This is a genomic window from Streptomyces sp. NPDC088923, assembly GCF_044749745.1.
Classification (GTDB): Bacteria; Actinomycetota; Actinomycetes; order Streptomycetales; family Streptomycetaceae; genus Streptomyces.
This window is the reverse complement of sequence record NZ_JBIVIO010000007.1, coordinates 102,097-123,734: the sequence shown is the minus strand read 5'-3', so window position 1 is coordinate 123,734 and position 21,638 is coordinate 102,097. Positions and strand designations below refer to the sequence as shown.

The 21,638-nt window shown below is 74.5% G+C and carries 22 protein-coding genes; 4 read left to right on the top strand and 18 right to left on the bottom strand.

Annotated elements, in window-relative coordinates:
* Positions 1-11: 11 nt before the first annotated feature.
* From ACIP4O_RS24320 to ACIP4O_RS24280, 9 genes are all read right to left on the bottom strand, one after another.
* Positions 12-1,481, bottom strand: a complete 1,470-nt coding sequence (locus tag ACIP4O_RS24320; protein ID WP_401577476.1) for a PfkB family carbohydrate kinase — start codon at positions 1,479-1,481, stop codon at positions 12-14.
* Positions 1,478-2,224, bottom strand: coding sequence for an SIS domain-containing protein (locus tag ACIP4O_RS24315; RefSeq protein ID WP_401577474.1), 747 nt, complete (start codon positions 2,222-2,224; stop codon positions 1,478-1,480). Before ACIP4O_RS24315 ends, ACIP4O_RS24320 begins: the two co-directional genes overlap by 4 nt.
* The gene (locus ACIP4O_RS24310) at positions 2,221-3,480 is read right to left on the bottom strand and encodes a glycosyltransferase (RefSeq protein WP_401577472.1); all 1,260 of its coding nucleotides are present in this window, start codon (positions 3,478-3,480) and stop codon (positions 2,221-2,223) included. The genes ACIP4O_RS24315 and ACIP4O_RS24310 overlap by 4 nt, the downstream gene beginning before the upstream one ends.
* Positions 3,477-4,439, bottom strand: a complete 963-nt coding sequence (locus ACIP4O_RS24305; protein ID WP_401577470.1) for a glycosyltransferase — start codon at positions 4,437-4,439, stop codon at positions 3,477-3,479. Before ACIP4O_RS24305 ends, ACIP4O_RS24310 begins: the two co-directional genes overlap by 4 nt.
* Positions 4,436-5,446 carry a glycosyltransferase family 9 protein gene (locus ACIP4O_RS24300; protein WP_401577468.1) on the bottom strand — a complete coding sequence of 337 codons (1,011 nt, stop codon included), beginning with the start codon at positions 5,444-5,446 and terminating at the stop codon, positions 4,436-4,438. The genes ACIP4O_RS24305 and ACIP4O_RS24300 overlap by 4 nt, the downstream gene beginning before the upstream one ends.
* Positions 5,443-5,997 carry a D-glycero-alpha-D-manno-heptose-1,7-bisphosphate 7-phosphatase gene (locus ACIP4O_RS24295; RefSeq protein ID WP_401577467.1) on the bottom strand — a complete coding sequence of 185 codons (555 nt, stop codon included), beginning with the start codon at positions 5,995-5,997 and terminating at the stop codon, positions 5,443-5,445. Before ACIP4O_RS24295 ends, ACIP4O_RS24300 begins: the two co-directional genes overlap by 4 nt.
* Positions 5,994-7,169: a glycosyltransferase family 2 protein gene (locus ACIP4O_RS24290; RefSeq protein ID WP_401577465.1), complete on the bottom strand. Its 1,176-nt coding sequence runs from the start codon at positions 7,167-7,169 to the stop codon at positions 5,994-5,996. Before ACIP4O_RS24290 ends, ACIP4O_RS24295 begins: the two co-directional genes overlap by 4 nt.
* A complete protein-coding gene (locus ACIP4O_RS24285; protein ID WP_401577463.1) occupies positions 7,166-8,803 on the bottom strand; it encodes a carbamoyltransferase in 1,638 nt (545 codons plus the stop codon). The genes ACIP4O_RS24290 and ACIP4O_RS24285 overlap by 4 nt, the downstream gene beginning before the upstream one ends.
* A gap of 123 nt (positions 8,804-8,926) precedes the next feature.
* Entirely contained in the window at positions 8,927-9,895 is a 969-nt protein-coding gene (locus tag ACIP4O_RS24280; protein WP_401577461.1) for an NAD-dependent epimerase/dehydratase family protein, read from the bottom strand.
* Between the two features lie 237 nt (positions 9,896-10,132).
* Here ACIP4O_RS24280 and ACIP4O_RS24275 point away from each other — a divergent pair, with 237 nt between their 5' ends.
* Positions 10,133-11,077, top strand: a complete 945-nt coding sequence (locus ACIP4O_RS24275; protein ID WP_401577458.1) for a polysaccharide pyruvyl transferase family protein — start codon at positions 10,133-10,135, stop codon at positions 11,075-11,077.
* Here the strand turns inward: ACIP4O_RS24275 and ACIP4O_RS24270 are convergent.
* Positions 11,062-11,661: a flavodoxin family protein gene (locus ACIP4O_RS24270; RefSeq protein ID WP_401577457.1), complete on the bottom strand. Its 600-nt coding sequence runs from the start codon at positions 11,659-11,661 to the stop codon at positions 11,062-11,064. The genes ACIP4O_RS24275 and ACIP4O_RS24270 overlap by 16 nt on opposite strands.
* Positions 11,662-11,931: 270 nt before the next feature.
* On the opposite strand from ACIP4O_RS24270, the gene ACIP4O_RS24265 reads away from it, so the two are divergent.
* The 3 genes from ACIP4O_RS24265 (at position 11,932) to ACIP4O_RS24255 (ending at position 14,504) form a co-directional block, all read left to right on the top strand.
* Positions 11,932-12,711, top strand: coding sequence for a hypothetical protein (locus tag ACIP4O_RS24265; protein ID WP_401577455.1), 780 nt, complete (start codon positions 11,932-11,934; stop codon positions 12,709-12,711).
* A gap of 308 nt (positions 12,712-13,019) precedes the next feature.
* Complete coding sequence (gene rpsN, locus ACIP4O_RS24260) at positions 13,020-13,340, top strand: 30S ribosomal protein S14 (protein ID WP_401577779.1); 321 nt, start codon at positions 13,020-13,022, stop codon at positions 13,338-13,340.
* A gap of 129 nt (positions 13,341-13,469) precedes the next feature.
* On the top strand, positions 13,470-14,504 hold the full coding sequence (locus ACIP4O_RS24255) for a polysaccharide deacetylase family protein (protein WP_401577453.1): 1,035 nt from the start codon (positions 13,470-13,472) through the stop codon (positions 14,502-14,504).
* 71 nt (positions 14,505-14,575) lie between these two features.
* On the opposite strand, the gene ACIP4O_RS24250 is transcribed toward ACIP4O_RS24255, so the two are convergent.
* From ACIP4O_RS24250 to ACIP4O_RS24215, 8 genes are read right to left on the bottom strand one after another with little or no spacing between them, the layout of a single operon-like run.
* The gene (locus ACIP4O_RS24250; protein WP_401577451.1) at positions 14,576-15,271 is read right to left on the bottom strand and encodes a polysaccharide deacetylase family protein; all 696 of its coding nucleotides are present in this window, start codon (positions 15,269-15,271) and stop codon (positions 14,576-14,578) included.
* A complete protein-coding gene (locus ACIP4O_RS24245) occupies positions 15,268-15,564 on the bottom strand; it encodes a hypothetical protein (protein ID WP_401577449.1) in 297 nt (98 codons plus the stop codon). The genes ACIP4O_RS24250 and ACIP4O_RS24245 overlap by 4 nt, the downstream gene beginning before the upstream one ends.
* Before the next feature lie 52 nt (positions 15,565-15,616).
* Positions 15,617-16,459 (bottom strand): class II fructose-bisphosphate aldolase, encoded by an 843-nt coding sequence (locus ACIP4O_RS24240; RefSeq protein WP_401577448.1) that lies wholly within the window; start codon positions 16,457-16,459, stop codon positions 15,617-15,619.
* Between the two features lie 49 nt (positions 16,460-16,508).
* Positions 16,509-17,282: a DeoR/GlpR family DNA-binding transcription regulator gene (locus tag ACIP4O_RS24235; protein WP_361327329.1), complete on the bottom strand. Its 774-nt coding sequence runs from the start codon at positions 17,280-17,282 to the stop codon at positions 16,509-16,511.
* A complete protein-coding gene (locus ACIP4O_RS24230; protein ID WP_401577446.1) occupies positions 17,272-18,291 on the bottom strand; it encodes a D-2-hydroxyacid dehydrogenase in 1,020 nt (339 codons plus the stop codon). Before ACIP4O_RS24230 ends, ACIP4O_RS24235 begins: the two co-directional genes overlap by 11 nt.
* The gene (locus tag ACIP4O_RS24225) at positions 18,288-19,145 is read right to left on the bottom strand and encodes a carbohydrate ABC transporter permease (RefSeq protein WP_361327335.1); all 858 of its coding nucleotides are present in this window, start codon (positions 19,143-19,145) and stop codon (positions 18,288-18,290) included. The genes ACIP4O_RS24230 and ACIP4O_RS24225 overlap by 4 nt, the downstream gene beginning before the upstream one ends.
* Before the next feature lie 54 nt (positions 19,146-19,199).
* Positions 19,200-20,153, bottom strand: coding sequence for a carbohydrate ABC transporter permease (locus tag ACIP4O_RS24220; protein WP_401577444.1), 954 nt, complete (start codon positions 20,151-20,153; stop codon positions 19,200-19,202).
* Positions 20,154-20,179: 26 nt separating this feature from the next.
* The gene (locus ACIP4O_RS24215) at positions 20,180-21,481 is read right to left on the bottom strand and encodes an ABC transporter substrate-binding protein (protein ID WP_401577442.1); all 1,302 of its coding nucleotides are present in this window, start codon (positions 21,479-21,481) and stop codon (positions 20,180-20,182) included.
* Positions 21,482-21,638: the final 157 nt, after the last annotated feature.

The window sequence follows — 21,638 nt, the reverse complement described above, 5'->3', positions numbered from 1 at the left end:
GCTCCGGGAGGTCAGGGGAGGGAGCGGGTCGCGGCACGGTGGGCGAGGGCGGTCGTGGAATGGCCGGCGAGGTACGGGACGAGGACGACCTGGCCGCCCCAGCCCTCCACGAGGTCCGCCTCGGGGAGCCCGTCGCGCGTGTAGTCGGCACCCTTCGCCCACACGTCGGGCCGCAGCGCGCGCAGCACCCGCTCCGGGGTCTCCTCGCCGAAGACGAGGACGGCGTCGACGCAGCCGAGCGCGGTGAGCAGCCGGGCACGGTCGCGGGCCGGGACGAGCGGCCGCCCCGGGCCCTTCCCGCGCCGTACCGAGTCGTCGGAGTTGAGGCACACGATCAGGCAGTCCCCGGCGGCGCGGGCGGCTTCGAGGAGCGCGACGTGTCCGGCGTGCAGGAGATCGAAGCAACCTCCCGTCGCCACGACGCGCCCGCCGCGCGCCCGCACCCGCGCGACGACCTCGTACGGGTCCCCGTACGCGTCGCACGGAAGAGCGTCCGCAGGCAGCGGCGCGGGGGAGCGGGAGCCGGAGCGCGCACCCGGGCCGGAACCGGAGGCGGCCTCCGGGCCGGCCCCACGCCCCGCCTCCCGCCGCGTCCCGCCCGCCCGCTCCCGCACCGCCGCCGCCCCGCCCTCCGCGACGTAGCGGGCCGCCGCGTCGACCGCGCCGACGACGGCCTCCTCGGTGAGCGCGCCCTCCGCGAGGAGCGCCGCGGCGGCGGCCGCGAAGCGGTCGCCCGCACCGCAGGGGTCGCCGGACGCCGCGAAGGGCGGGGGGACGAAGAGGGGCGCCTCGCCGTGGGTGAGCAGCGCGCCGCGCGCGCCGAGCGTGACGCACACGGACGCCGCCTCCCACTCCCGTACGAGCGACCGGGCGGCCCGTGCCGCGACGGCGAGCGCGTCGCCGGTGCCCGCGTCGCGCGCCCAGCTCGCGGCCTCGGCGAGGGAGGGCGTGACGAGCCGGACGCCGGGGACCGGGGCCACGCCGCGCGGGTGCGGGTCCCACACCAGGAGGCCGCGCCGGGCCGCCTCGGTCAGCGGCGCGCGCAGCGCGTCGGCCGTGCCGCGCCCGTAGTCCGACACGAGGATCGTCGTCGCGCGGGCCACCGCTTCGCGCGCGGCGCGGCTCGGTCCCGCCGCACGGCCCTCGCCCTCGTCGAGCCGCAGCAGGCTCTGCCCGTCGCCGCGTACGCGTGTCTTGCGCGCGAGCGCGCCGCTCAGCGGGAGCGGCACGAGGTCCATCTCGCCGTCGAGCAGCCGGCGCAGTTCGGCGCTCGCCGGGTCCTCGCCGAGGGCGGTGACGAAGGTGACGGGGTGCCCGGAGCGGGCGGCGAGCAGCGCCGCGAGTGCCGCGCCGCCCGGGCGGGTGCGACGGCGCGCGTCGTGCACCACGGGCACGGGCGCGTCCGGGGCGAGCCGCGCGACCTCGCCCTCCAGGTCGCAGTCGAGCAGCGCGTCGCCGACCACGAGGAGCGGGGCGCTCATGCCGTGCCCCCTTCCCCGTCCGGGCCCGAAAGCCCTGCCTCGCCCCCGCCATCGGCCGCGAGCCCCTCCACCGCGACGTCCCCCGACGTGAGGCCCTCCACCGCGACGCCCTGCGGCGCGAGTGCCGCGTCGAACGCCTCGCACAGCATGTGCACCGCCACGAGGTGGAGCTCCTGCACCGTCGCGGCGACGGGCGCGTCCACGCACAGCGCGGCGTCGCTCGCCGGAGCGAGCGGATTGGGCGCGGGCCCCGTGAGCGACCACACGGTCAGGCCCAGCGCGCGGGCCTCCTCGGCGGCCGTGAGGAGATTCGCGCTCGCGCCGCTCGTCGAGAGCAGCATGAGGACGTCGTCCGCGCGGCCGTGCGCGCGCACTTGCCGGGCGAAGACGGCCTGCACCCCGTAGTCGTTCGCGATCGCGGTCGTCGAGGAGGTGTCGGCGTGCAGGGCGAGCGCCGAGTACGCCGGGCGGTCCTCGCGGTAGCGGCCGACCAGTTCGGCGGTCAGGTGCTGGGCCTGCGCGGCGGAGCCGCCGTTGCCCGCGACGAGGAGCCTGGCCCCCGCGCCGAGGCGGCCCGCGAGCTCGCGGCCCCAGGCGTCGAGCAGGGCGGCCTCACCGCGGAACCGGGCGAGGGCCTCGTGGAGGGCGTCGCAGTGGGCGCTCGCGGCCCCGGGTGACGACGCACCCGGTGTCGCGGCGTCGCGCGCGTGCGAGGGGGCCGAGGCGGGCGTGAAGGACGTCATCGTGCGGCCTCCGGTACGGGAGAGGGCTGGAGCAGAGCGGATTCGTAGACCTCGTGCACCCCGGCGGCCACGCGGTCCCACGTGTAGGTGCCGAGAGCGCGCCGTCGCCCCGCCGCGCCGAGCCGGGGCAGCCGTGCGGGATCGGCGAGCAACTCGCGGACGGCGCGCACGAGACGCGGATCGCCGCCCAGCCCCTCGTGCGTGGCGGTCGCGGGCACGTGCGCCCCGGTCACGCCGTCGCGCACGGTGTCGAGCTGACCGCCGACGGCCGTCGCGACGACGGGCGTCCCACAGGCCATCGCCTCGATCGGGACGATGCCGAAGGGTTCGTAGACCGGGAGTGACAGCACCAGGTCGGCGCGCGAGAGCAGCGCGGGCATCTCGGCGTGGCGCACGCCGCCGAGGAGCGTGACGCGGTCGGTGACGCCGCACTCCGCGGCGATCTTGCGCAGCCGTACGGCCTCCGGCTCGGCGCCGAGCCGGTCGGCGGGCGGCCCTCCCGCGATGAGCAGCCGCACCTCGGGCAGTTCGCGCAGGGCGCGGATCGCGCGGTCGAAGCCCTTGCGCGGCACGAGCCGGCCCACGGCGAGCAACGTCGGAGGGTCTCCACGCCTCGTGGTGTCGGCGGGGCGCGGCGCGAAGTGCTCGGTGTCCACGCCGCACGGCACGACCGCGATCCGGTCCGCGGGCAGCCCCATCGCGCGCAGTTCGCGCACCTCGTCGGCGCACGTCGCGAGGAGCCGGTGGGCGAGCCGCCCGACTCTCTCCTCGATCGCGAGGCGCGGTGCCGGGCTCGTGTCGGCGGCGCCCTGGTGCCGTCGCTTGACGGTGCCGAGCGCGTGGAAGGTGTGGACGACGGGCACCCCGAGGGTGCGGGTCGCCGCGACGGCGGCGAGCCCCGACATCCAGAAGTGGGTGTGCACGAGATCGGGCGGCCGGAGGCGGAAGTCGTGGTGCAGACGGGCCGCGAACTCCGGGATGTGGGGCAGCAGCTCGTCCTTCGGTACGGAGGTGGCCGGGCCCGCGTCCACGTGTGCGACCCGTACCCCCGCCCCGGTCGTGACGACGGGCGGCAGCGCGGGATCGTCGCGGCGCGTGTAGACGGTGACTTCGTGGCCGTCGCGGGCCAGTCGCTCGGCGAGCCGTGCCACGTAGACGTTCTGGCCGCCCGCGTCGGCCCCGCCGAGTGCCGCGAGCGGGCTGGCGTGCTCGGACACCATGGCGAGCCGCCGGGGGACGGGAGTCAGTGGCCTCATCGCACGACCTCCTTCATGAGCTGGTCCCAATCGGTCAGGAAGCGCCGCACCCCGTAGCGGTCACGCACGGCGGCCCGGGCGGCGGCGCCGGTCTCCCGCGCGTGCTCCGGGTCGGCGAGCAGCCGCCGTACGGCCGCGCGCAGGACCTCGGGCCGGTTCGACACGGTGCCCGCACCCGGCGGCACCGCCTCGCGCGCCTCGGTCGTGTCGAGTGCCACGACGGGCATCCCGAGGAACATCGCCTCCAGGAGCGAGAGGCCGAGCGAGGTCCACCGCACCGGGTGCAGGTAGAGGCGGCGCAGCGCCATCGCCGCGTGCAGCCCCGCCTGCGGCAGCTCCCGCACCCGCAGTCGTTCGTCGTGGACGCCGAGGTGGGCCGGGAGCCTGCTCGTGTCCATGCCGAAGACGTCGAGGGGGACCTCGGCGGCGAGGACGGGCAGCAGGTCGGTCCCTGTGGTCCGGCCGCGCCGCACGGGCTCGTTGACGACGACGGCGGCCCGTTCGATCCCGCCCGTCCACAGCGGGCCCGGGTCCACGATGCCGTGCTCGACGACGGTCGTCGGCGCGCGCCCGCAGTCCCACATGAGGCGGTTGAAGTGCGTGACGTGCGCGACCGGGATGTCGTCGCGCGCGGCGAGCGGGTGCCGGGTGCGCTCGGCGGGGCCGTCAGGGGCGTTGTGCTCGACGTAGACCGCGGGAATGTCCCTGCCGGGGCGGCGGCCCGTCCACTGCTCGGCGAGCGCGATCTCGTGCGGGCGCTGCAACACGATCAGGTCGACGGAGCTCTCGCGCAGCTCCCAGGGCGTCACCTCGCGCGCGGCGGCCGGCCACTCCCAGGTACGGGCGCGGCCGAGGCCGTCCGCGTCGCGCTCCGGCGTGACGGGGAGCAGGTAGGTGTGCGAGCCCTGGAGGAAGGCGGTGAGCCAGGAGCCGTGCACGTGCCAGACGAGGATGTTCACACGGCCTCCTTGAGGAGCTTGCCGACGGCGGCCACCACGTCGTGCGCGGTGACGCTCTCCAGACAGGGATGGCCGGGTACGGGGCAGGCTCGCGCCCGCGTGTCGGCGCACCGCTCGTGCTGGTCGCCGAGGAGCACCGACGGCACCCCGTACGGTGCCCAGCGACCGGCCGGGACGACCGGTGCGTACAGCGAGACGACCGGGGTGCCGACCGCCGCCGCGAGGTGCGCGGGTCCGGTGTTGCCGCACACCACCGCGTCCGCGTGCGCGAGGACACCGGCGAGCGTGCGCGGCTCGGTGCGCCCGCCGAGATCGACTCCGACGCCCGCGCTCACGCGGCGGGTCAGCGCCCGCTCGCCGGGACCGCCGGTCACCACGACCCGGTGCCCCGCGTCGGCGAGTGCCGCGACCGTCTCCGCGCAGCGCTCCGGGCTCCAGGCACGGGCCGGTGCACTCGCTCCCGGGTGCAGCACGACGTACGGGCCGTTGCCGGTCAGTGCCGCCGTGTCGGGTCCCGGCAGCACGCGCAGCCGCCCGTCGTCGCCCGGACGCGGCGGGAAGCCGCTCGCGATCGCGGTGTCGAGCGCGGCCTCGGCCTCGTGCCGGTCCGGCAGGCGCCGATGGCGCACGTCGAGGAGTGAGCCCGGCGCGTCGGCGCTCGCCGCGCCGACGCGCTCTACGCCCGCGAGGCGCAGCAGCAGCGCGGCGGGCAGGGGGCTCTGGTGGTACGAGGTGAGCACGACGGCCGCGTCGAAGGCGCCCGCGCGCAGCCGCGCGACGATCCCGCCGATGTCCTCGGGATCGACGGCCGGGGGTGCGACGCCCTCCCAGGGCGCTTCCCACTCCAGGACCTCGTCCACACCCGGCAGCAGCCGCGCCGCCGGAGCGCCCCGCGGCCCGCACCAGAACGTGACGTGGTCCGAGCCGGCCGCGACGGCGCGTACCGCCGGGCCCGCGAGGAGCACATCGCCGAAGCTGTCGAGCCGGACCACGACGGACCGCGTCATCGCGCACCCCCTCCTACCGCGGGGCGGGGGGCGAGCAGCGCCCGGACCGCCGCCGCCGGGTCGGGGAAGCACCAGCGCGCCGCCGCGACCTCCGCCTCGCGCGTCGCCGCGTTGGGTACGAGCACGCCGGTCGCCCCGGCGGCCTCGGCCGCCGCGACGTCCGCGCCGATGTCCCCGACGACGGCGCACACGCGCGGGCTGACGCCGAGCCGCCGCGCGGCGGCGAGTACGAGGCCGGGACGCGGCTTGCGGCAGGCGCAGCCGGCCCCCGGCGCGTGCGGGCAGTAGGCCCACACGCCGAGACCGCCGAGCAGCGCGTCGGCGCGCGCGTTCACGGCCCGTACCTGCGCGTGCGTCAGGAGACCGCGCGCGATGCCCGACTGGTTGCTCACGACACCCGTGCGCACACCCTCGGCACGCAGCAGCCCCACGGCCTCCACCGCGCCGGGCAGCGGGCGCACGCGCGTGGGATCGCCGTTGTAGGGCACGTCCTCGACGAGGGTGCCGTCGCGGTCGAAGAGCACCGCGGCGAAACGGGGCAGTCCGCTCATGCCGCCACCTCCCCGGTCCACGGCCCGGCCGCGCGGTGGCGTACCCGGCCCACCAGCCGGTGGCCCACGGCGAGGGGCGGAATGACCGTGCTCGTCGCGAGCATCGTCACGACCTCCGTACGATCCAGGGGACCCGGCCGCAGCCGCGCCCACGCGAATTCCGCCGTCCCCAGCGCCCACACCGCCGCGGCGCCGGCCGCCGCGCGCCGCCGTCCCGCGAGCGCGCACAGCGGTGCCGCGAGCGCCGCCGCGCTCACCGCGAGGTGCCGGCGCAGCCGCCCCCGCGGGGCCGGGGCCCGCTTCCACCAGTCGCCGCCGTGCAGCCGCACCATCAGCGCGTCGTCGGCGTTGCCGCGCTGCGCGCGCACCGACACCCAGCGGTCGGCGGGGCGCACCGGGTGCAGCGTCCGCCTGTGCCCGCGGCGCAACTCCCAGCCCGCCGCGGCGATCCGCAGTGCGAGATCGGCGTCCTCACGGAACGCGCGCGGGAACCGCTCGTCGAAACCGGCCACCGCGCGCAGCGCCTCGGCCCGGTAGGCCATGTCGGCCGTCGCCCAGGCCGCGTCCTCAAGGCCCGCGGTGCCGCGCTCCCAGTCGGTCGGGGCGCGATCGGCGGGCAGCGGCACCCGCAGCACGCCCTGCACCCCGGCGGTACGCGGCCCCGCCTCCCGCAGATCCTCGGCGAGCAGTCCGGCCCACTCGGCCCCGACCCGTACGTCGTCGTCGAGGAAGACGACCCACGGTGTGCCGGTCGCCGCGAAACCGGTGTTGCGCGCGGCGGCGGGACCGCGGCCGCCCGAGCGCAGCACCGTCACGGGCCGACCGCCCACCGCGGGCACCTCCAGTGGCATGGGGTCGCCCGCCCTGTCGTCCACGACGACGACCTGCTCGGGAGCGGGTCCCGCGCTCGCGTCGAGCGCCGCGAGGCAGTCGCGCAGGCACGCCCGCCCGATGGTCGGCACGACGACGGCGTACCGCACCCGCGCACCGTCGTCCTCCCGGGTCTCCCCTCGCGCCGCCCGTGCCCCGAGCGCCTCCGCACCGAGCGGCCCGGCCCCGGCCGACGCCGCGCCACCGCCCGGCCGGCCGCCGACGCCCCACCGCTCACCGCGTCCGGCCACGTGCCCGTGCGCGCCGCCGCCCCCGCGCGCGCCTCCGTTCCCGCGCGTCATGCGAAGACCCCCGCCCGCCGCACCGCGAACGGCCCCAGCGCCAGCAGGTCCACGGGAGCCGAGCCGAAGCACTCCAGGGCGTCGCGCGGGTCGTCGACCATCGGACGGCCCGCCGTGTTGAGGCTCGTGTTGACGACGACGGGCAGGCCCGTGCGCCGCTCGAAGGCCGCCAACACCCGGGCCATGAGCGGCTCGTCCGCCTCGTCCACCGTCTGCACCCGCGCCGTGCCGTCCACGTGCACCACCGCCGGTATCCGGGCCCGCCACTCCGGCGCCACCTCGTGGACGAAGAGCATGTACGGGCTCGGCAGCGGCCCGCCCGAGAAGATCTCGGCGGCGCGCTCGGCCCGCACCATCGGCGCCACCGGACGGAACTCCTCGCGCCCCTTCACGGCGTTGAGCCGCTCCAGGTTCTCCGCGCGCCCCGGATGGGCGAGCAGCGAACGGTGCCCGAGAGCACGCGGCCCGTACTCGGAGCGCCCCTGGAACCAGGCGACGACCCCGTCCGAGGCCAGCACCTCGGCGACTGTCTCGGCGATGTCGGCGGGCTCCTCGAACGGGACGGCGGCCGCCTTCAGCCACTCCCGCAGCTCCGCGTCGTTCCAGCCACGGCCGAGCGCCGCCGTGCCCATCGGTTTCACGGGCTCCCGCTCGCGCGCCACGTGCAGCGCGGCACCGAGCGCCGTCCCCGCGTCCCCCGCGGCGGGCTGCACCCACACCTCGGTGAACGGCCCCTCGCGGTACAGGCGGGAATTGGCCACGCAGTTGAGCGCGACGCCGCCCGCCATCGTCAGCACCTCGGCCCCGGTGCGCGCGTGCAGGTCGCGGGCGAGCGCGAGCTGGGTCTCCTCCAGGACGTGCTGGGCGCTCGCCGCGAGGTCCGCGTGCTCCGGGAGCCACGCCGCTCCCGGCGCGCGGGGAGCGGTGAACTCCGTCCACGGCACGGGCCGCGCCCGGAAGTCCCCGTCCGCGAGCGGCCCCACGTACGCGCCGAGCCGCTCGGCGAAGCGCGGCACGCCGTAGGAAGCGAGCGCCATGACCTTGAACTCGTCGCTGCTGCGCAGGAAGCCGAGGTGCTGGGTGAGGTCCTCGTAGAAGAGCCCGAGCGAGTCCGGCAGGTCCCGCGCCGCGAGCACCTCCAGCTCCCCGTCCCTGTAGTGCCCCGCGAGGTGCGCCCCGCACTCGCCGCGCCCGTCCAGGACCAGCACCGCGCTGTCCGGGTACGGGCCCGCGAGTCCGGCCGACGCCGCGTGCGCGACATGGTGCGGTACGAAGCGCACCCGCTCCGGGTCGAGTCCCGGCAGCGCCTCGGCGAGGAACCCGGGCGCCTGGCGCGCGTAGTCCTGCCGCAGCCAGTCGTACGGGTCGTGCAGCCCCAGGTCGTCGGCGGGCCGGGCGAGCGCCGGGTCGTACGCGTACGCGACGGCGTCGAGGTCCCCCGGGGTGAGCCCGGCCCGTTCCAGGCACCAGCGGGCCGACAGCTCCGGCAGCTCCCACGCCGCGAAGGGCACCGGGCGCTTGCCGTGCTTGCGGCGGCTGAAACGCTCCTCCTCGGCGGCGGCCACCACGACACCGTCGAGCACCAGGGCGGCGGCGGGGTCGTGGAAGAGGGCGTTGATGCCGAGTACACGCATGAGGGCTCCCGGGGGTCACGCGGGGGTGGGGGAGAGGCGGGGCGGGGACGGACGGGCTCGGGGGTGGGCGTCCTCCGGGGACGAGGCGGTCCTTCGGTCGGAGCACGCGAGGGACCGGCGGCCTCAGCCGGCGGCGACCACGGCGGAGATGGTCCGTTTGAGCCCTTCCTCCCAGTCCACGGAGGGTTGCCAGCGGAGCAGTTCGCGCGCGAGCGTGGTGTCCGGCTTGCGGCGCGCCGGATCGTCGACGGGGCGTTCGACGAAGGCGATGCGCGAGGTGGAACCGGTGAGCTGGAGGACCTTCTCCGCGATCTCCAGGACACTCACCTCCTCCCCGCCACCGATGTTGACCGGCCGCACCGCGCGGCTCGCCGCGACGAGCAGAACGCCGTCCACGGTGTCGTCCACGAAGCACAGCGAACGCGTCTGGGTGCCGTCCCCCGCGACGGTCAGCGGCTCCCCGGCGAGCGCCTGCGCGATGAACGTGGGCACGACACGTCCGTCGTGGCCACGCATCCGCGGCCCGTACGTGTTGAAGAGCCGCACGATCCCGGCGTCCGTGCCGCGGGCCGAGGCGTGCGCGGTGACGAGCGCTTCCGCGAAGCGCTTCGACTCGTCGTAGACACTGCGCGGGCCTATCGGGTTCACGTTGCCCCAGTAGTCCTCGCGTTGCGGGTGCACGAGGGGGTCCCCGTACACCTCCGAGGTGGAGGCGAGGACGAGGCGCGCCCCGTCGCGGGCCGCGAGGGCCAGCGCGTGCCGGGTGCCCGCGCTGCCCACCTCCAGCGTCTGGATCGGGTGGCGCAGGTAGTCGGCGGGCGAGGCGGGGCACGCGAAGTGCAGCACGAGCTGGTACGGGCCCGGCAGCCGCTCCACGCACTCCGGCTCCGAGACGTCGCACTCCACGAAGCGGAAGCCCGCCCTCTCCTCCAGATGGGCGATGTTCTCGCGGCTCCCGGAAAGGAGGTTGTCGGCACAGTCCACGAGGAGCCCCGCGTCCAGCAGACGTTCGCACAGGTGGGAGCCGAGAAAGCCCGCGCCACCGGTGACGAGCGCGCGCTGCCAGTCGCCGCGGGCCGGTGTGGAGGACATCGCGCCCCCCTTTCTGAGGGATCTGGCACTGACAGTCCACTGGGTAACCGCTTTGTCCGTTTTGACACGTAGAAAAATTCGAGAGGGGTCAGTGGGGGCCCCGCGGGTCGGCGGCGGCTCGCCGTGCGGGGACCGCGCCCGCCCCGCAGCATGGAAGGACTCGCGAGGAGGCGAGAGGCTCCGCGGCTGCCCGCGTGGCCGCCGCGTCGCCGTATCCGAGACCCGAAGAGGTGCCCCGTGGACACTCTCGACCGCCTCCTCGCGGCCCTTCGCGCCCATCCCGAGGGCCCGGGGACCGTGCTGCTCACCGGCTGGTTCAGCTTCATCGACGGCGAGGCGACGGCCGGCGACCTGCTCGCCCGTACCGCCGTCGCCCAGGCGCTCGACGCGGCTGGTGTCCCGCACGACACGGCGTGGAGTGCGGGTTTCGCGCCCGGCGCGCGCACGCTCGACGAGGCTCCGCCGGAGGCGTACCGCCATGTCCTCTTCGTGTGCGGGCCCCTGCACGGTCCGCAAGTGCGGGAACTGCACCGGCGCTACGCCGACTGCGTCCGCGTCGCCGTCAACGTCAGCGTCATCGACCCGCACGCCCCCGAGACCACCGGCTTCGCCCTCGTCCTCGCACGGGACGGCGGTACCGGCCCACCACGACCCGACCTCGCGGCTCTCGCCCCGGCAGGGCCGCCGCCGCCGCTCGTCGCGCTCGTGCTCACGCAGGGCCAGGGCGAGTACGGGAACCGGCGCGGCCACACGGACGTGACCACCGCGCTCACCGCCTGGGCCGGGACGAAGGACTGTGCGCGGCTGCCCGCCGACACCCGTCTCGCGCGGGACGACTGGCGCCTGTGCGCGAGCCCGGAACAGTTCCTCGCCCTCGCCGCCCGCTGCGACCTCGTCGTCACGACGCGCCTGCACGGACTCGTCCTCGCGCTGCGCACCGGTGTCCCCGCGCTCGCCGTCGACCCCGTGCTCGGCGGGGGCGCCAAGCTGAGCGCCCAGGCCCGCGCGCTGCGCTGGCCCGCGCTCGTCCCCGCCGAGCAGGTCCGCCCGGCCGTCCTCGACCACTGGTGGGAGTGGTGTCTCGACGGGCGGGGGCGCGCGGCGGCCGGGCGGCGCGCCGCCCGGCTGGCCCGCGCACGCCGGACGGGCGGGGGCGGGCGGTCCGCTCAGCTCGCCGGGTAGGGGTGGTCCCGCAGCAGCCCGGCCAGGTGGCAGGCGTTGACGGCGAGCGTGTGCGTCGTCGAGGCCACCGACTCCGGGGCCTTCTCCAGGTCCTGGTAGTCGGTGCCGTGCTGCGCCTCGCCCACCCAGTAGGTCACGGCGCCGGGCGGCAGGGAGAAGCCCAGGTCGTCGAGGGCCTGGAAGAGGTCGGCGCTCACCTTGTGCGCCCCGTCCTCGTTGCCGACGACGGCCACGAGGCCCACCTTCCCGTACGTGAGCAGCCGCCCCTCCTCGTCGCTCTCGGACAACTCCGCGTCAAGGCGTTCCAGGACCCGCTGGCACAGGCTGGACGGGTGTCCCAGCCAGATCGGCGTCGCGAGCAGCAGGATGTCGGCCGCGAGGACCTTCTCGCGCAGCGCGGGCCACGCGTCCCCCTCGCCCATGTCCAGGCCGACCCCGGGGCGCACGTCGTGGTCGGCGACCCGTACCACCTCGGTCTCCGCGCCGAGCCCGGCCAGCTCGGCCATCACCTGCTCCGCGAGCAGCTGACTGCTGGAACGCTTCGGGGACGGGTTGAGGGTGCAGACGAGACCGAGCGCGCGCATGATCACTCCTGAAGCTGTACGGGGACGGGGGCGTCTCCACGAAGGGGCGGAGCCGGGGCCGGTGTGGGCGACGGAGCGTGCGGGCACGTGCCGCCGCCGTACCGTACGTGCCTGAGTACCCCGGTCTCCCGGTCCGACACACGGCCCCCGGCCCGGCCGGGCGGAGTTCTCTCGGTCGGCACGTGCGTCTTACAGTCACGCGAGGGATCACCAGTAGGGGATCACCATCACTCGGGGGGCGAAGGCGTGTCACACGCGAGAGCAAGGATCATGTTCGTACTGCTGGGCGCCGTCGGCGTGCTGCTGCTCGGCGCCTGCGGGACGGTGCGCGCCGGGTCCGTCGCCCCCGCGGACGCGACGGAGTCGCCGCACTGGCAGACGTTCGCGCCGTTCCGGGTCACCGCCGCGCGGCTCGCCGAAGACCGGCGCACGCTCAGCGTCGATGCCGAGGTGCCCGGCGGCGGGAAGACGTGCGCGCGCCGTCTGAAGGCCGTCGTCACCGACACCTCGGACCGCACGGTGTGGGTGCAGGTCACGTTCTCCGCCCTGACGGGCGGCCCCCCGCGAGCCGACTGCCGCGAGACCGCGACGGCCACGGCGAAGGTGCGGCTGCCGTCCCCGCTCGGCCACCGCGAACTGAGCACTGACACCCACACGGTGTTCACCGCGGACGGCGCCCGCCTGCCCGAGCTGCGCCTGTGCGGCGAACTCGGCTGCCACCCGGCCCCCACCGGTTGCACTCCCGCCTCCTACGAGCAGGCGGTCATGGCCCTCGACGTTCCGGCCCACACGTCGCGCGGCGAAGAGCACTGCGACGGCGAATGGCTCGTGTTCGCCGTCTCCTCGCGCGTGGGCCCCGCCTGCCCCAAGGGCACGGCACCCGGTTGCGGGGCGAGCATCGGCGACCGCTGGTTCTTCCGGGCCGAGACTTCGGGCTGGAAGCCGATCGCCCGCGGCACGAAGGCCGGCTGCGCCGACGTACACCGCGTCGAGCCCGACTTCCCGTCCTCCCTGTGCGCAGGCCTCCCGGCACTCGCACGGTCGAACTAGGCCCTGTCGTCACCTTCCCGTCTGCCGTGCGACGCCCTGCACGCACCCCCGGCCTCCCGCCGGGGCGCCCCTGGGGCCACGTGCCACTGCCCCGATCGACGGAGCGCGCGGGATCGCGTCCGTACGTCCTTCCGCCCGGAGTCGGACCGACCGGCTCGCTTCCGCCTCAGGCGGAACACGTCCCCCTGGGGCCGGTCCTCGTGCGCTCAGGGGCACACCGGCCGCGCCGGTGAGCTGGAAGACGTGGGGTCTGCCGCGCGGGTAGTGGACGCCGCGCTCCCGGGTCCTCCCTCTCGTCCTGCCGCCCGCTGTGCCCGGGCCGTCCCGGCGGGCGACCTCCCGTAGCCGAACAGTGCGACCGCGCCGAACGAGCCGCGCGCTACGCCGCCCGCAGGGCCGAGCTGAAGGAGATCCTGCGCAGCCCGGACTCCGGCGAGGCCGACAGGAGCGCGGCCCTGCGCGAGTTGCGCCGCCAGCCGCGCGACGCGAGCGCGACGCGCGTCCGCAATCGCGACAGCGTGGACGGCCGCCCCAGGGGGCACCTGCGCAAGTTCGGTCTCTCGCGCGTCCGCCTCCGGGAACAGGCACACGCGGGCTTCCTGCCCGGAGTGACCACGTCCTCCTGGTGACGCGGCGCCACGCGGGGCGGGGCGCCCGCTCGATATGAGCAATTTCGTTCAAAGGCTGAGCGTTATTGCTCAAGTCTCCCGGGTGGGAGCAGAGTATGGGGGTCGTTTCTCCTGACCTAGGACCCACTTATGTCCCTGCCCTGTTCCCCGTCCGTCTCGCCCGAAGAGCCCCGAGCCGCCCTCGAAGCCAGCCTCTCGCTGGTGGCGGGGCGGCGAGGGGTGCCCATGCTCGTATCGCTGCGCGAGGCGGGGCAGCGACAGCGGCCCGGGACGCGGGCGCCCGCGCCGCGGGAGGACGGGGCCGACGCCCTCCTCGCGGCCGAGTTCGAGGAGTTCCACGCGCGGCTCGCCCCGGCGGCCGGAGACGGCGAGGCCGGGGTGATCGCCGCCCTGCAAGCCCTCGCCTACCGGCACCTGGGGCCGGGAAGGGCGGGCGGGAGCGGCGGGACGGGCGCGGCGACCACGCCGCCGACCGGGGAGCAGCGGGTGAGCGCGGCGGCCACGGCCGCCGACCTGCGCGCCGGGCGCTACCTGCGGCTCGCGAACTACCACAACACCCCGGCCAGCTGGAAGGACGAGCTGGTCGAGGAACTGCGCGGGTACGCGCGGGACTTCGCGACCGTCGGCGTCGCCGACCTGGAGCACTTCGCGACGACGGGCCAGTGGCCCGGGGGACGGCCGGGACTGCTGCCGGTCTTCTACGAGGGATACCGCGACAACTACGAGATCGCGGCGGCGGCCTGCGAGGAGGCCGGCGTCATCGGCTGGTTCTTCGTGTGCACCGAGTTCGTCGACACCCCCGTGGCGGACCAGTACGACTTCGCCCCGGCGCACCGGATCAAGCTCGTGGACGAGAACCGCCCGGGCGAGCGCCTCGCCATGACCTGGGAGGAGATCGCGGACCTCCACCGGCGCGGGCACGTGGTCACCCCGCACACGGCCTCGCACGCCCTCGCCCGTACGACCCTCGGTGCCGAGGACATCGCGCGCGAGGTGAGCGAGCCGAAGCGGCTGATGGACGCCGTCACCGGGGGTGACGCCCCCGCCACCGCCTGGCTGGAGGGCACCGGGTGGACGGGCGACTCCGCCGCCGACCGGGCCGTCGCCGAGTCCGGGTACCGATTCGTCTTCGGCAACACCATGGTGCAGCGGCTGCCCAGGTGACGCGCGTGGGGGAGGCGGCACCGAGCCGCCTCCCCCGTGTCGGACGCCCGCGCCGGGCGTGCCCCTTCCGCTCAGCCCAGGTACTGGATCATCGTGTTCCCGAACTGGTAGCGGTAGCCCGCCTCCCGCAGTGCCTCGTCGACCCGGGGGTGCGCACCGAACGGGGTGCCCCAGAGGAAGGCGGTCGCGGGGGCGTTCTGGCCGGTCACCTCGTCCATACGGCGCTTCGGCGCGAAGATCTCGCGTTCGAGGTCCTCGTCGGTGAGCAGCCCGGCCGCCTCCGCGTGCGAGGCCGTGTGCGGGGTCACCACGTGCCGGCGGCTGAGCGCCGCGACGTCGTCCCACGTCATCGCGAGCCGGTCGCCCTCGCGGTCCTCCGCCACGAGGTCGATGTTGTGCGCGTTGGCGTAGTCGTACTGCTCGGCCACCGGCACGTCGAGGAAGGCCGTGCAGATGAAGAACCAGGCGGTGAGCCCCACTTCCTCGGCGAGCGGCCCGGCCACCTCGGCGTTGTTGCGGTAGCCCTCGTAGAAGACGGGGATGACGCCGGGGCGCTCCTTGTGCCAGCGGCCCGTGGCGCGGAAGCGGTCGAGGTCCTCCAGGTCGACCGGGGCGAAGTGGCGGGCCAGTTCCTCCAGTTCACCCCGGATCTTGTCCGTGTCCGCGTGCGGCGTGTTGTGGTAGTTGACCACGCGCAGGTACTGGCCGGAGCGCAGGGCCTGTTCCTGCCCGGCGAAGGACGGCAGGCGGGAGGGTGCGTCGTTCATCGGGGGTCTTCCTTCCGGGCGTCGCCGCCGCGCGGGGTGAGGTGTGCCGCGCCCATCACCTGGAGCACGTCGATCAGAGCGGGTTCCGCGTCGTCGGCCGCCTCGGGGACGAGGACCGCGCGGTAGTGGCGGAGCAGGTCCGCCAGTTCGGCGCCCTCGGCCTCCGGGGACGCCTCCGCCGGTCGCGGAGCGGCGCCCTGGAGGGCGAGGACCATGGGGATGCCCTCCCGCTCCAGCACGCGTGCGCGCAGGGCGGCGAGGTAGGCACCGGGGTCGGGTACGGGATCGGTCACTGCCGGACTCCTGTGGGGTACGAGTGGGGACGGTCGTGGGGAAGCGTTCGGCTCACCGGGTGGCCGGGGCGAGCAGCCGCAGGAGCGCGGCGACCGCCTCGGTGACGGCCTCGCGACCCGCCCCGAGATAGCGGCGCGGGTCCACGCCCTCGCGCGCGGCGAGTTCGGTGCGGACGGCCCCGGTGAAGGCCGTGTTCAGGTGCGTACCGAAGTTGATCTTCCGCATCCCGCCGGCGACGGCGGCGACGAGCGCGCTGTCGGGCACCCCCGAGGAGCCGTGCAGGACGAGGGGCACGTCGACGGCCTGCCGCAGCCGGGAGATCAGGTCCTGGTCGAGCGTGGCGGTACGGCTCGTCATCGCGTGCGAACTGCCGACGGCGACCGCGAGCGCGTCGACGCCGGTCGCGCGCACGTACTCCGCCGCCTCGGCGGGGTCGGTACGGGCGGTCGCCGAGTGCACGCCGTCCTTGCCGCCTATCTCGCCGAGTTCGGCCTCCACCCAGAGGTCCTCCGCGTGCAGGCGCGCGGCCACGGCGGCCGTACGGGCGACATTGTCGGTGTGCGGGAGGCGCGAGGCGTCGAACATGACGGAACCGCAGCCCAACGCGGGCGCGCGCAGGGCGAGTTCCTCGTCCTCGACGTGGTCCAGGTGGAGCGCGAGCGGTGCCTCGCACCGCTCGGCCACGGCGACGCAGGCGGCGAGGAGGGGGGCCGGGTCGTCGTGGTGGTAGCGCACCGCGTTCTGGCTGACGGCGAGCAGCGCGGGGGAGCCGGTGCGCGCGCAGGCACGCGCCACCGCCTCGGCGTGTTCGAGGGTGATGACATTGAAGGCGAGGACGGCGGTTTCCTCGCGCACGGCTTGCGAGACGAGGGCGGAGGTGGGGACGAGGGGCATGGTGACTCCGTTCGTGGAGGGAGGAGGACGGGCGCGGGGCGCGGTGTGCTCAGGCCGCGACGACCTTGCTCCCCTGGCGCGTGAGCGCCGCGCAGACCGGGTGGGCGGAGCCCGCGTCGGTCACGAGGGTGGACACCTGGTCCAGCCGGGCGAGGCGGACCGGGCCCCGTCTGCCGAGCTTGGACTCGTCGGCGAGGACGACGATGTCGCGCGCGGCGGCGAGCAGCGCGCGGTCGGTCTGGGCCTCGTCCACGTGGGCGCCGGTGAGCCCGGTCTCGGCGTCGAGGCCGAAGGAACTGGTGAAGATCTGGTCGATCTGGAGCTCCGCGAGGGCGCGTTCGGCGAGGTGGCCGAGCAGGGACTGCTCCCGGTGGCGCAGCACCCCGCCGAGGACGATGACGTCGACGGCTGCCGTCGCGGAGAGGACCTGGGCGATCGGCAGGGCGTTGGTCACGACGGTGAGCCCCCGGCGGTCGCCGAGTCGCGCGGCCAGGGTCTCCGTCGTGGTGCCGCCGCTGATGAGCACCGTACTGTGGTCGCGGATCAGCGGCAGGGCGGCCTCGGCGATGCGGCCCTTCTCCTCCCACTGCGTCGCGGCCCGCTGCGGCTGGTCGGGTTCGAAGGCCCCGTCGAGGACGGTCGCCCCGCCGTGGACCCGGCGCAGCATCCCCTCCTCCTCCAGCTCCCGCAGATCGCGCCGGACCGTGGAGGGGGAGATGCGCAGCAGGTCGGACAGCTCCTGGACGTTGACCGTGCCGCGGTGCCGCAGCCGGGTCAGGACCGCGTGCCGGCGCTGGGGCGCGAGGAAGAACTCAGTAGCCACGGGCCCGGTCCACCAGGTTGAGCAGCTCCCGCCCGGCGAGGTGGCGCCCGACGTTGTCGCTGACGAGTTCCAGGGTCTGTTCCTCGTAGTCGGGCGCGAAGCCCGCCACGTGCGGGGTCAGCAGCACCCCCGGTTCGTCCCACCACGGGTGGCCGGCGGGCAGCGGCTCGGCGTCGAAGACGTCGAGGGCGGCCCCGGCGACGCGGCCCGAACGCAGCCCCTCGCGCAGCGCCTCCTCGTCGAGGATGCCGCCGCGCGAGACGTTCACGACCATCGCCCCCTCCTTGAGGCGGGCGACGGCCTCGGCGTCGATCATCCCGCGCGTCTCCTCGGTGAGCGGGCAGGTGAGGACGAGGTAGTCGCAGCGGGCGAGGAAGGCGTGCAGTTCGTCCGGCGTGTACAGCTCGGCGTCCACCTCCTGCCCGGCGGCGGAGCCGAAGAACTCCCCGGCGCGCGTGGCGCGTCCCCGCTTGAGGCCGAGCACGGTCATGCCGAACTGCCCGGCGAGACGGCCGATCTCCTTGCCGATCCGGCCGTAGCCGACGATCCCGACCGTGGCGCCGCGCAGACGCCGGGGCATGAGCGTGTTCCAGCGCTCGCCGAGCGAGGGCCACACCCCCGCGCTCTGCACCTGCACGGCGCGCGGCAGCCGGTGCGCGAGCCCGAGGATCATCATCATCACGTACTCGGCCATCGGCACCGGTGAGATGCCGCCGATGGAGGTCAGCGGTACGGGGAGGTCCCAGACGCTCGTGCCCTTGAGGTGGTCGGCGCCGGAGGTGTCCAGCTGAATCCACTTCAGCGCCGGGACGTCCGCCGCGGCGCGCGGGAAGACGGAACCGGTGTGCAGGATCTCGGTGCGCCGCCAGATCTCCTCGGGTATCTCCTCGGGTGCGCCGGCCCGGATCTGCGTCACCTCCAGGCGGGGGTGACGGGCGCGCAGCTCGTCGAGCCAGCGGTCGGGGAAGGCGAGGGTGCTGAGGTAGTGGACGGGGGCAGGAGTGCTCACTTGATTCCCGATCGTGCGAAGCCCTGGACGAAGTACTTCTGGAAGCAGAGGAAGAGGACGACCATGGGCAGGATGGAGATGAGGGCGAGCGCCATGATGGCGCCGTAGTCCGCGGTGTACTGGCCGTTGACGAACTGCATGCCGACCGAGAGCGTGTACAGGCGCTCGTCCTTGAGGACGGTCAGCGGCCACGCGAAGTCGTTCCACTGGTTGAGGAAGGTCAGCAGCGACAGGACGGCGATCAGCGGCTTGCACAGGGGCAGTACGACGGCGAAGAACGTGCGCAGCCGCCCGGCGCCGTCCATCCGTGCCGCCTCGATGACCTCGTCCGGGATGCCGAGCATGAACTGGCGGGCGAGGAAGACCCCGAAGGCGGTGGAGGAGGCGGGGATCACGACCGCCCAGAAGCTGCCGAACAGCCCCATGGCGCTGACCAGTTTGAACTGCGGCACCATGAGGACCTGCACCGGCACGGTCATGGTGCTCAGCATGAGCAGGAAGAGCAGATTGCGGCCGCGGAAGCGCATCTTCGCGAAGGCGTAGCCGGCGAGCAGGTTGCTGGAGACGGTGATGACCACCACGAGGCACGTGATGACGGTCGAGTTCATCGTCCAGGTCCACACCGGCAGGCGGAAGACGCGACGGAAGTTGTCCAGGGTCGGCGCGCTCGGCCACCACCGCAACTGCGAGGTGTGCAGGTCGGAGAGGGGCGAGAAGGCGACGAGGAGCATCCAGAACAGCGGGAGCGCCATGGCGAGCCCGATGACGGCTGCGGCCACCGCGCGCACCACGCGCGCGCGATCCCGTCGGCGCCCGGCTGCGACGGGCGGTTGCTGGGTCGAGGTGATGGACATCGGCGTCCTTCGTGAGGCGATGGCGTCGGGGGAGGGGAGAGGGACGGGACGCGGTCAGCCGACGGTGTCCCGGTTCTTGCTGAAGCGCCACTGGAGTGCGGTGAAGATCATGACGATGACGTACAGCACGATGCCGATCGCGGCGGCGTAGCCCTGCTGCCTGTCCTGGAAGCCGTTGCGGTAGGCGTAGGTGATCATCACGTCGGTGGAGTGCCCGGGTCCGCCGAGGGTCATGACGTAGACGGTGTCGAAGACCTGGAACGAGTAGATGACGTTCATGATCAGCAGGAAGAACGTCGAGGGGCCGAGCAGCGGGATCGTGATGTGGCGCAGCCGCTGCCAGAAGCCGGCCCCCTCCACGTCCGCCGCCTCGTACATCTCCGGTGAGATGCCCTGGAGTCCCGCGAGGTAGATGACCATGTTGAAGCCGGCCCGCATCCACAAGGTGATGAGGACGACGGAGGCCATCGCGGCGGTACCGCTGGTCTGCCATGGGGCGGCGGGCAGACCGAGGGTGTCGAGGAGCTTGTTGAGCAGGCCGATGTTCTGGTCGAACATCAGGGTGCCGATGAGCGCGGTCGCGACCCCCGAGATGACCATGGGGAGGTAGACGAGGGTGCGCCACAGCGGCCGGGCGGGCATCACCTTGTTGAAGAGCAGGGCCACCGCGAGCCCGATCGCCATCTCCACGGGCACGGTGGCGACGCAGAAGATCCCGGTGTTGAGCACGGTGCGCCAGAAGACCGGATCGCTCGCGAGCTGCCGGTAGTTGGCGAGGCCGGCCCAGGTGGCCGAGTCGAGGCCGGTGCTGTACTGGAAGCTCAGTACGACGGCCATGACCAGGGGGACCAGCAGGAAGAGGCTGACCAGGACGAGGTTCGGTCCCAGGGTGCAGTAGGCGGCGAGCGTCTCGCGGAAGCGGGCCGCCCGCCGCACGCGCGGCGCGGGGGAGTTGCTCTGGGGCGCCTGCGGGCGGACGGCGCGCGGCGGCGAGGCTGTGGTGGCCATGGCGGCTCCAGGGTGCGGACGGGGGCCTAGGCGGAGGCCAGGGCTTTACGGGTGGATTCGGCGATGTGGTGCAGGGTGACATCGGCCGGCTGCCGGTTGACGAAGGCGGCTTCCAGCTCGTCCTGGAGGGCGGTGTTGATGCGGCCGAAGGAGGGGACGGCGACCTGTGCGGTCATCGCCGGGGTGAGAGCGGTCGCCTGTTCGGCGTAGGCGGACATGAGGTCCGGCCGGACGGCGTAGTCGAGGTGCCGGTTGAGGAGCGAACTACGGCTGGGCAGCATGACGCCCTGCTCGCAGAAGCGCGCCATGTTCTCCTCCTCGACGAGGAACTTGAGGAAGGTCGCGGCGAGTTCGGGGTTGTCGGTGTCCCGGGTGGCCGCGACGGCGTTCCCGCCGAGGTCGGTCGCCGCCTGCCTGCCGCGCGGCTGGAAGGTGACGCCGTACAGCTCTTTCTTCAGCGCCGGATCGATCGTGGGGAGCAGGAAGTCGCCTGCGAAGCTCATCGCCACGGTGCCCGCGGTGAAGGTCGCGTCGGGGTAGGCGGCGCTCTTGATGGAGCTGTTGGGCGGAACGAAGCCCTCACGGAAGAAGTCCTGCGTGTAGCGCATCGCCCGCAGCCCGGCGGCGGACTCGATGGCGGGGGCGGAGAGGTCCTTGTCGAGGACCCGGCCGCCCGCCTCCCACAGCCAGGTGAGCCAGCGGTAGGCGCCGGCCTGCTGCCAGCCGTACACGAACGGGTAGACGCCGTGCAGCTTCTTGCGCAGACGCGCGCAGATCTCGCTGAACTCGTCCCAGGTCCACGCCTCTTCGAGCGAGGAGGGCACGTGCGTGATGCCCGCCTTGCCGAACATGTCCTTGCGGTAGAGGACCGCTGTGGTGTCGGTGTGGTGCGGCACCGCGTAGGGGCGGCCGTCCTGGCAGACGGCCTCCCACAGGGCGGGCAGGAAGCCCGCGCGGTCCTTGGCGGAGAAATAGGGGCTCAGGTCGAGGAGTTGGCCGCTCGCGCTGTACATGCCGAGATTGGCGTAGTCGCAGCGGAAGAGGTCGGGGGCCCGGCCGCCCGCGAGCAGGGCGTCCATGTTCGCGTACATCTGCTCGTACGTCTCCAGGCGGATCTGTACGCGAACGCCCTGGTGACGGCGTTCGAAGGCGCGTCCCAGGGCGCGGAAGGCGGCCACCTCCGCGTCACTTCCCCACAGGGAGAACGTGAGCGTGTCGGGCCCGCCCGCCCCCGTGTTGGAGGGCGAGAAGCCGGAGCGCCGGGCGAAGCCGACGGCTCCGGCCCCGGCGACGGCGGCGCCCAGCACCACTCTTCTGGCGACTGCCATGGGCACTTCCTTCGGGAATCGTGAAGTAGTCCTCGGTGGTGGGAGGACGGGAGAGGGGGAGGCGCCGGCGAAGTGGCGGCAAGATTCCGGCCAGATGGGGCGCCTGTATGTCTGTTTCTAGTCCGCGCGACCAAGGCTGGTCAATATCAATCAGGCT

Bases quoted from the DNA above. Each gene is read 5' to 3' on its own strand.
- ACIP4O_RS24320 (WP_401577476.1), bottom strand. From the start codon at position 1,481: ATGAGCGCCCCGCTCCTCGTGGTCGGCGACGCGCTGCTCGACTGCGAC.
- ACIP4O_RS24315 (WP_401577474.1), bottom strand. From the start codon at position 2,224: ATGACGTCCTTCACGCCCGCCTCGGCCCCCTCGCACGCGCGCGACGCC.
- ACIP4O_RS24310 (WP_401577472.1), bottom strand. From the start codon at position 3,480: ATGAGGCCACTGACTCCCGTCCCCCGGCGGCTCGCCATGGTGTCCGAG.
- ACIP4O_RS24300 (WP_401577468.1), bottom strand. From the start codon at position 5,446: ATGACGCGGTCCGTCGTGGTCCGGCTCGACAGCTTCGGCGATGTGCTC.
- ACIP4O_RS24295 (WP_401577467.1), bottom strand. From the start codon at position 5,997: ATGAGCGGACTGCCCCGTTTCGCCGCGGTGCTCTTCGACCGCGACGGC.
- ACIP4O_RS24290 (WP_401577465.1), bottom strand. From the start codon at position 7,169: ATGACGCGCGGGAACGGAGGCGCGCGCGGGGGCGGCGGCGCGCACGGG.
- ACIP4O_RS24285 (WP_401577463.1), bottom strand. From the start codon at position 8,803: ATGCGTGTACTCGGCATCAACGCCCTCTTCCACGACCCCGCCGCCGCC.
- ACIP4O_RS24280 (WP_401577461.1), bottom strand. From the start codon at position 9,895: ATGTCCTCCACACCGGCCCGCGGCGACTGGCAGCGCGCGCTCGTCACC.
- ACIP4O_RS24270 (WP_401577457.1), bottom strand. From the start codon at position 11,661: ATGCGCGCGCTCGGTCTCGTCTGCACCCTCAACCCGTCCCCGAAGCGT.
- ACIP4O_RS24265 (WP_401577455.1), top strand. From the start codon at position 11,932: ATGTTCGTACTGCTGGGCGCCGTCGGCGTGCTGCTGCTCGGCGCCTGC.
- ACIP4O_RS24255 (WP_401577453.1), top strand. From the start codon at position 13,470: ATGTCCCTGCCCTGTTCCCCGTCCGTCTCGCCCGAAGAGCCCCGAGCC.
- ACIP4O_RS24250 (WP_401577451.1), bottom strand. From the start codon at position 15,271: ATGAACGACGCACCCTCCCGCCTGCCGTCCTTCGCCGGGCAGGAACAG.
- ACIP4O_RS24240 (WP_401577448.1), bottom strand. From the start codon at position 16,459: ATGCCCCTCGTCCCCACCTCCGCCCTCGTCTCGCAAGCCGTGCGCGAG.
- ACIP4O_RS24225 (WP_361327335.1), bottom strand. From the start codon at position 19,145: ATGTCCATCACCTCGACCCAGCAACCGCCCGTCGCAGCCGGGCGCCGA.
- ACIP4O_RS24220 (WP_401577444.1), bottom strand. From the start codon at position 20,153: ATGGCCACCACAGCCTCGCCGCCGCGCGCCGTCCGCCCGCAGGCGCCC.
- ACIP4O_RS24215 (WP_401577442.1), bottom strand. From the start codon at position 21,481: ATGGCAGTCGCCAGAAGAGTGGTGCTGGGCGCCGCCGTCGCCGGGGCC.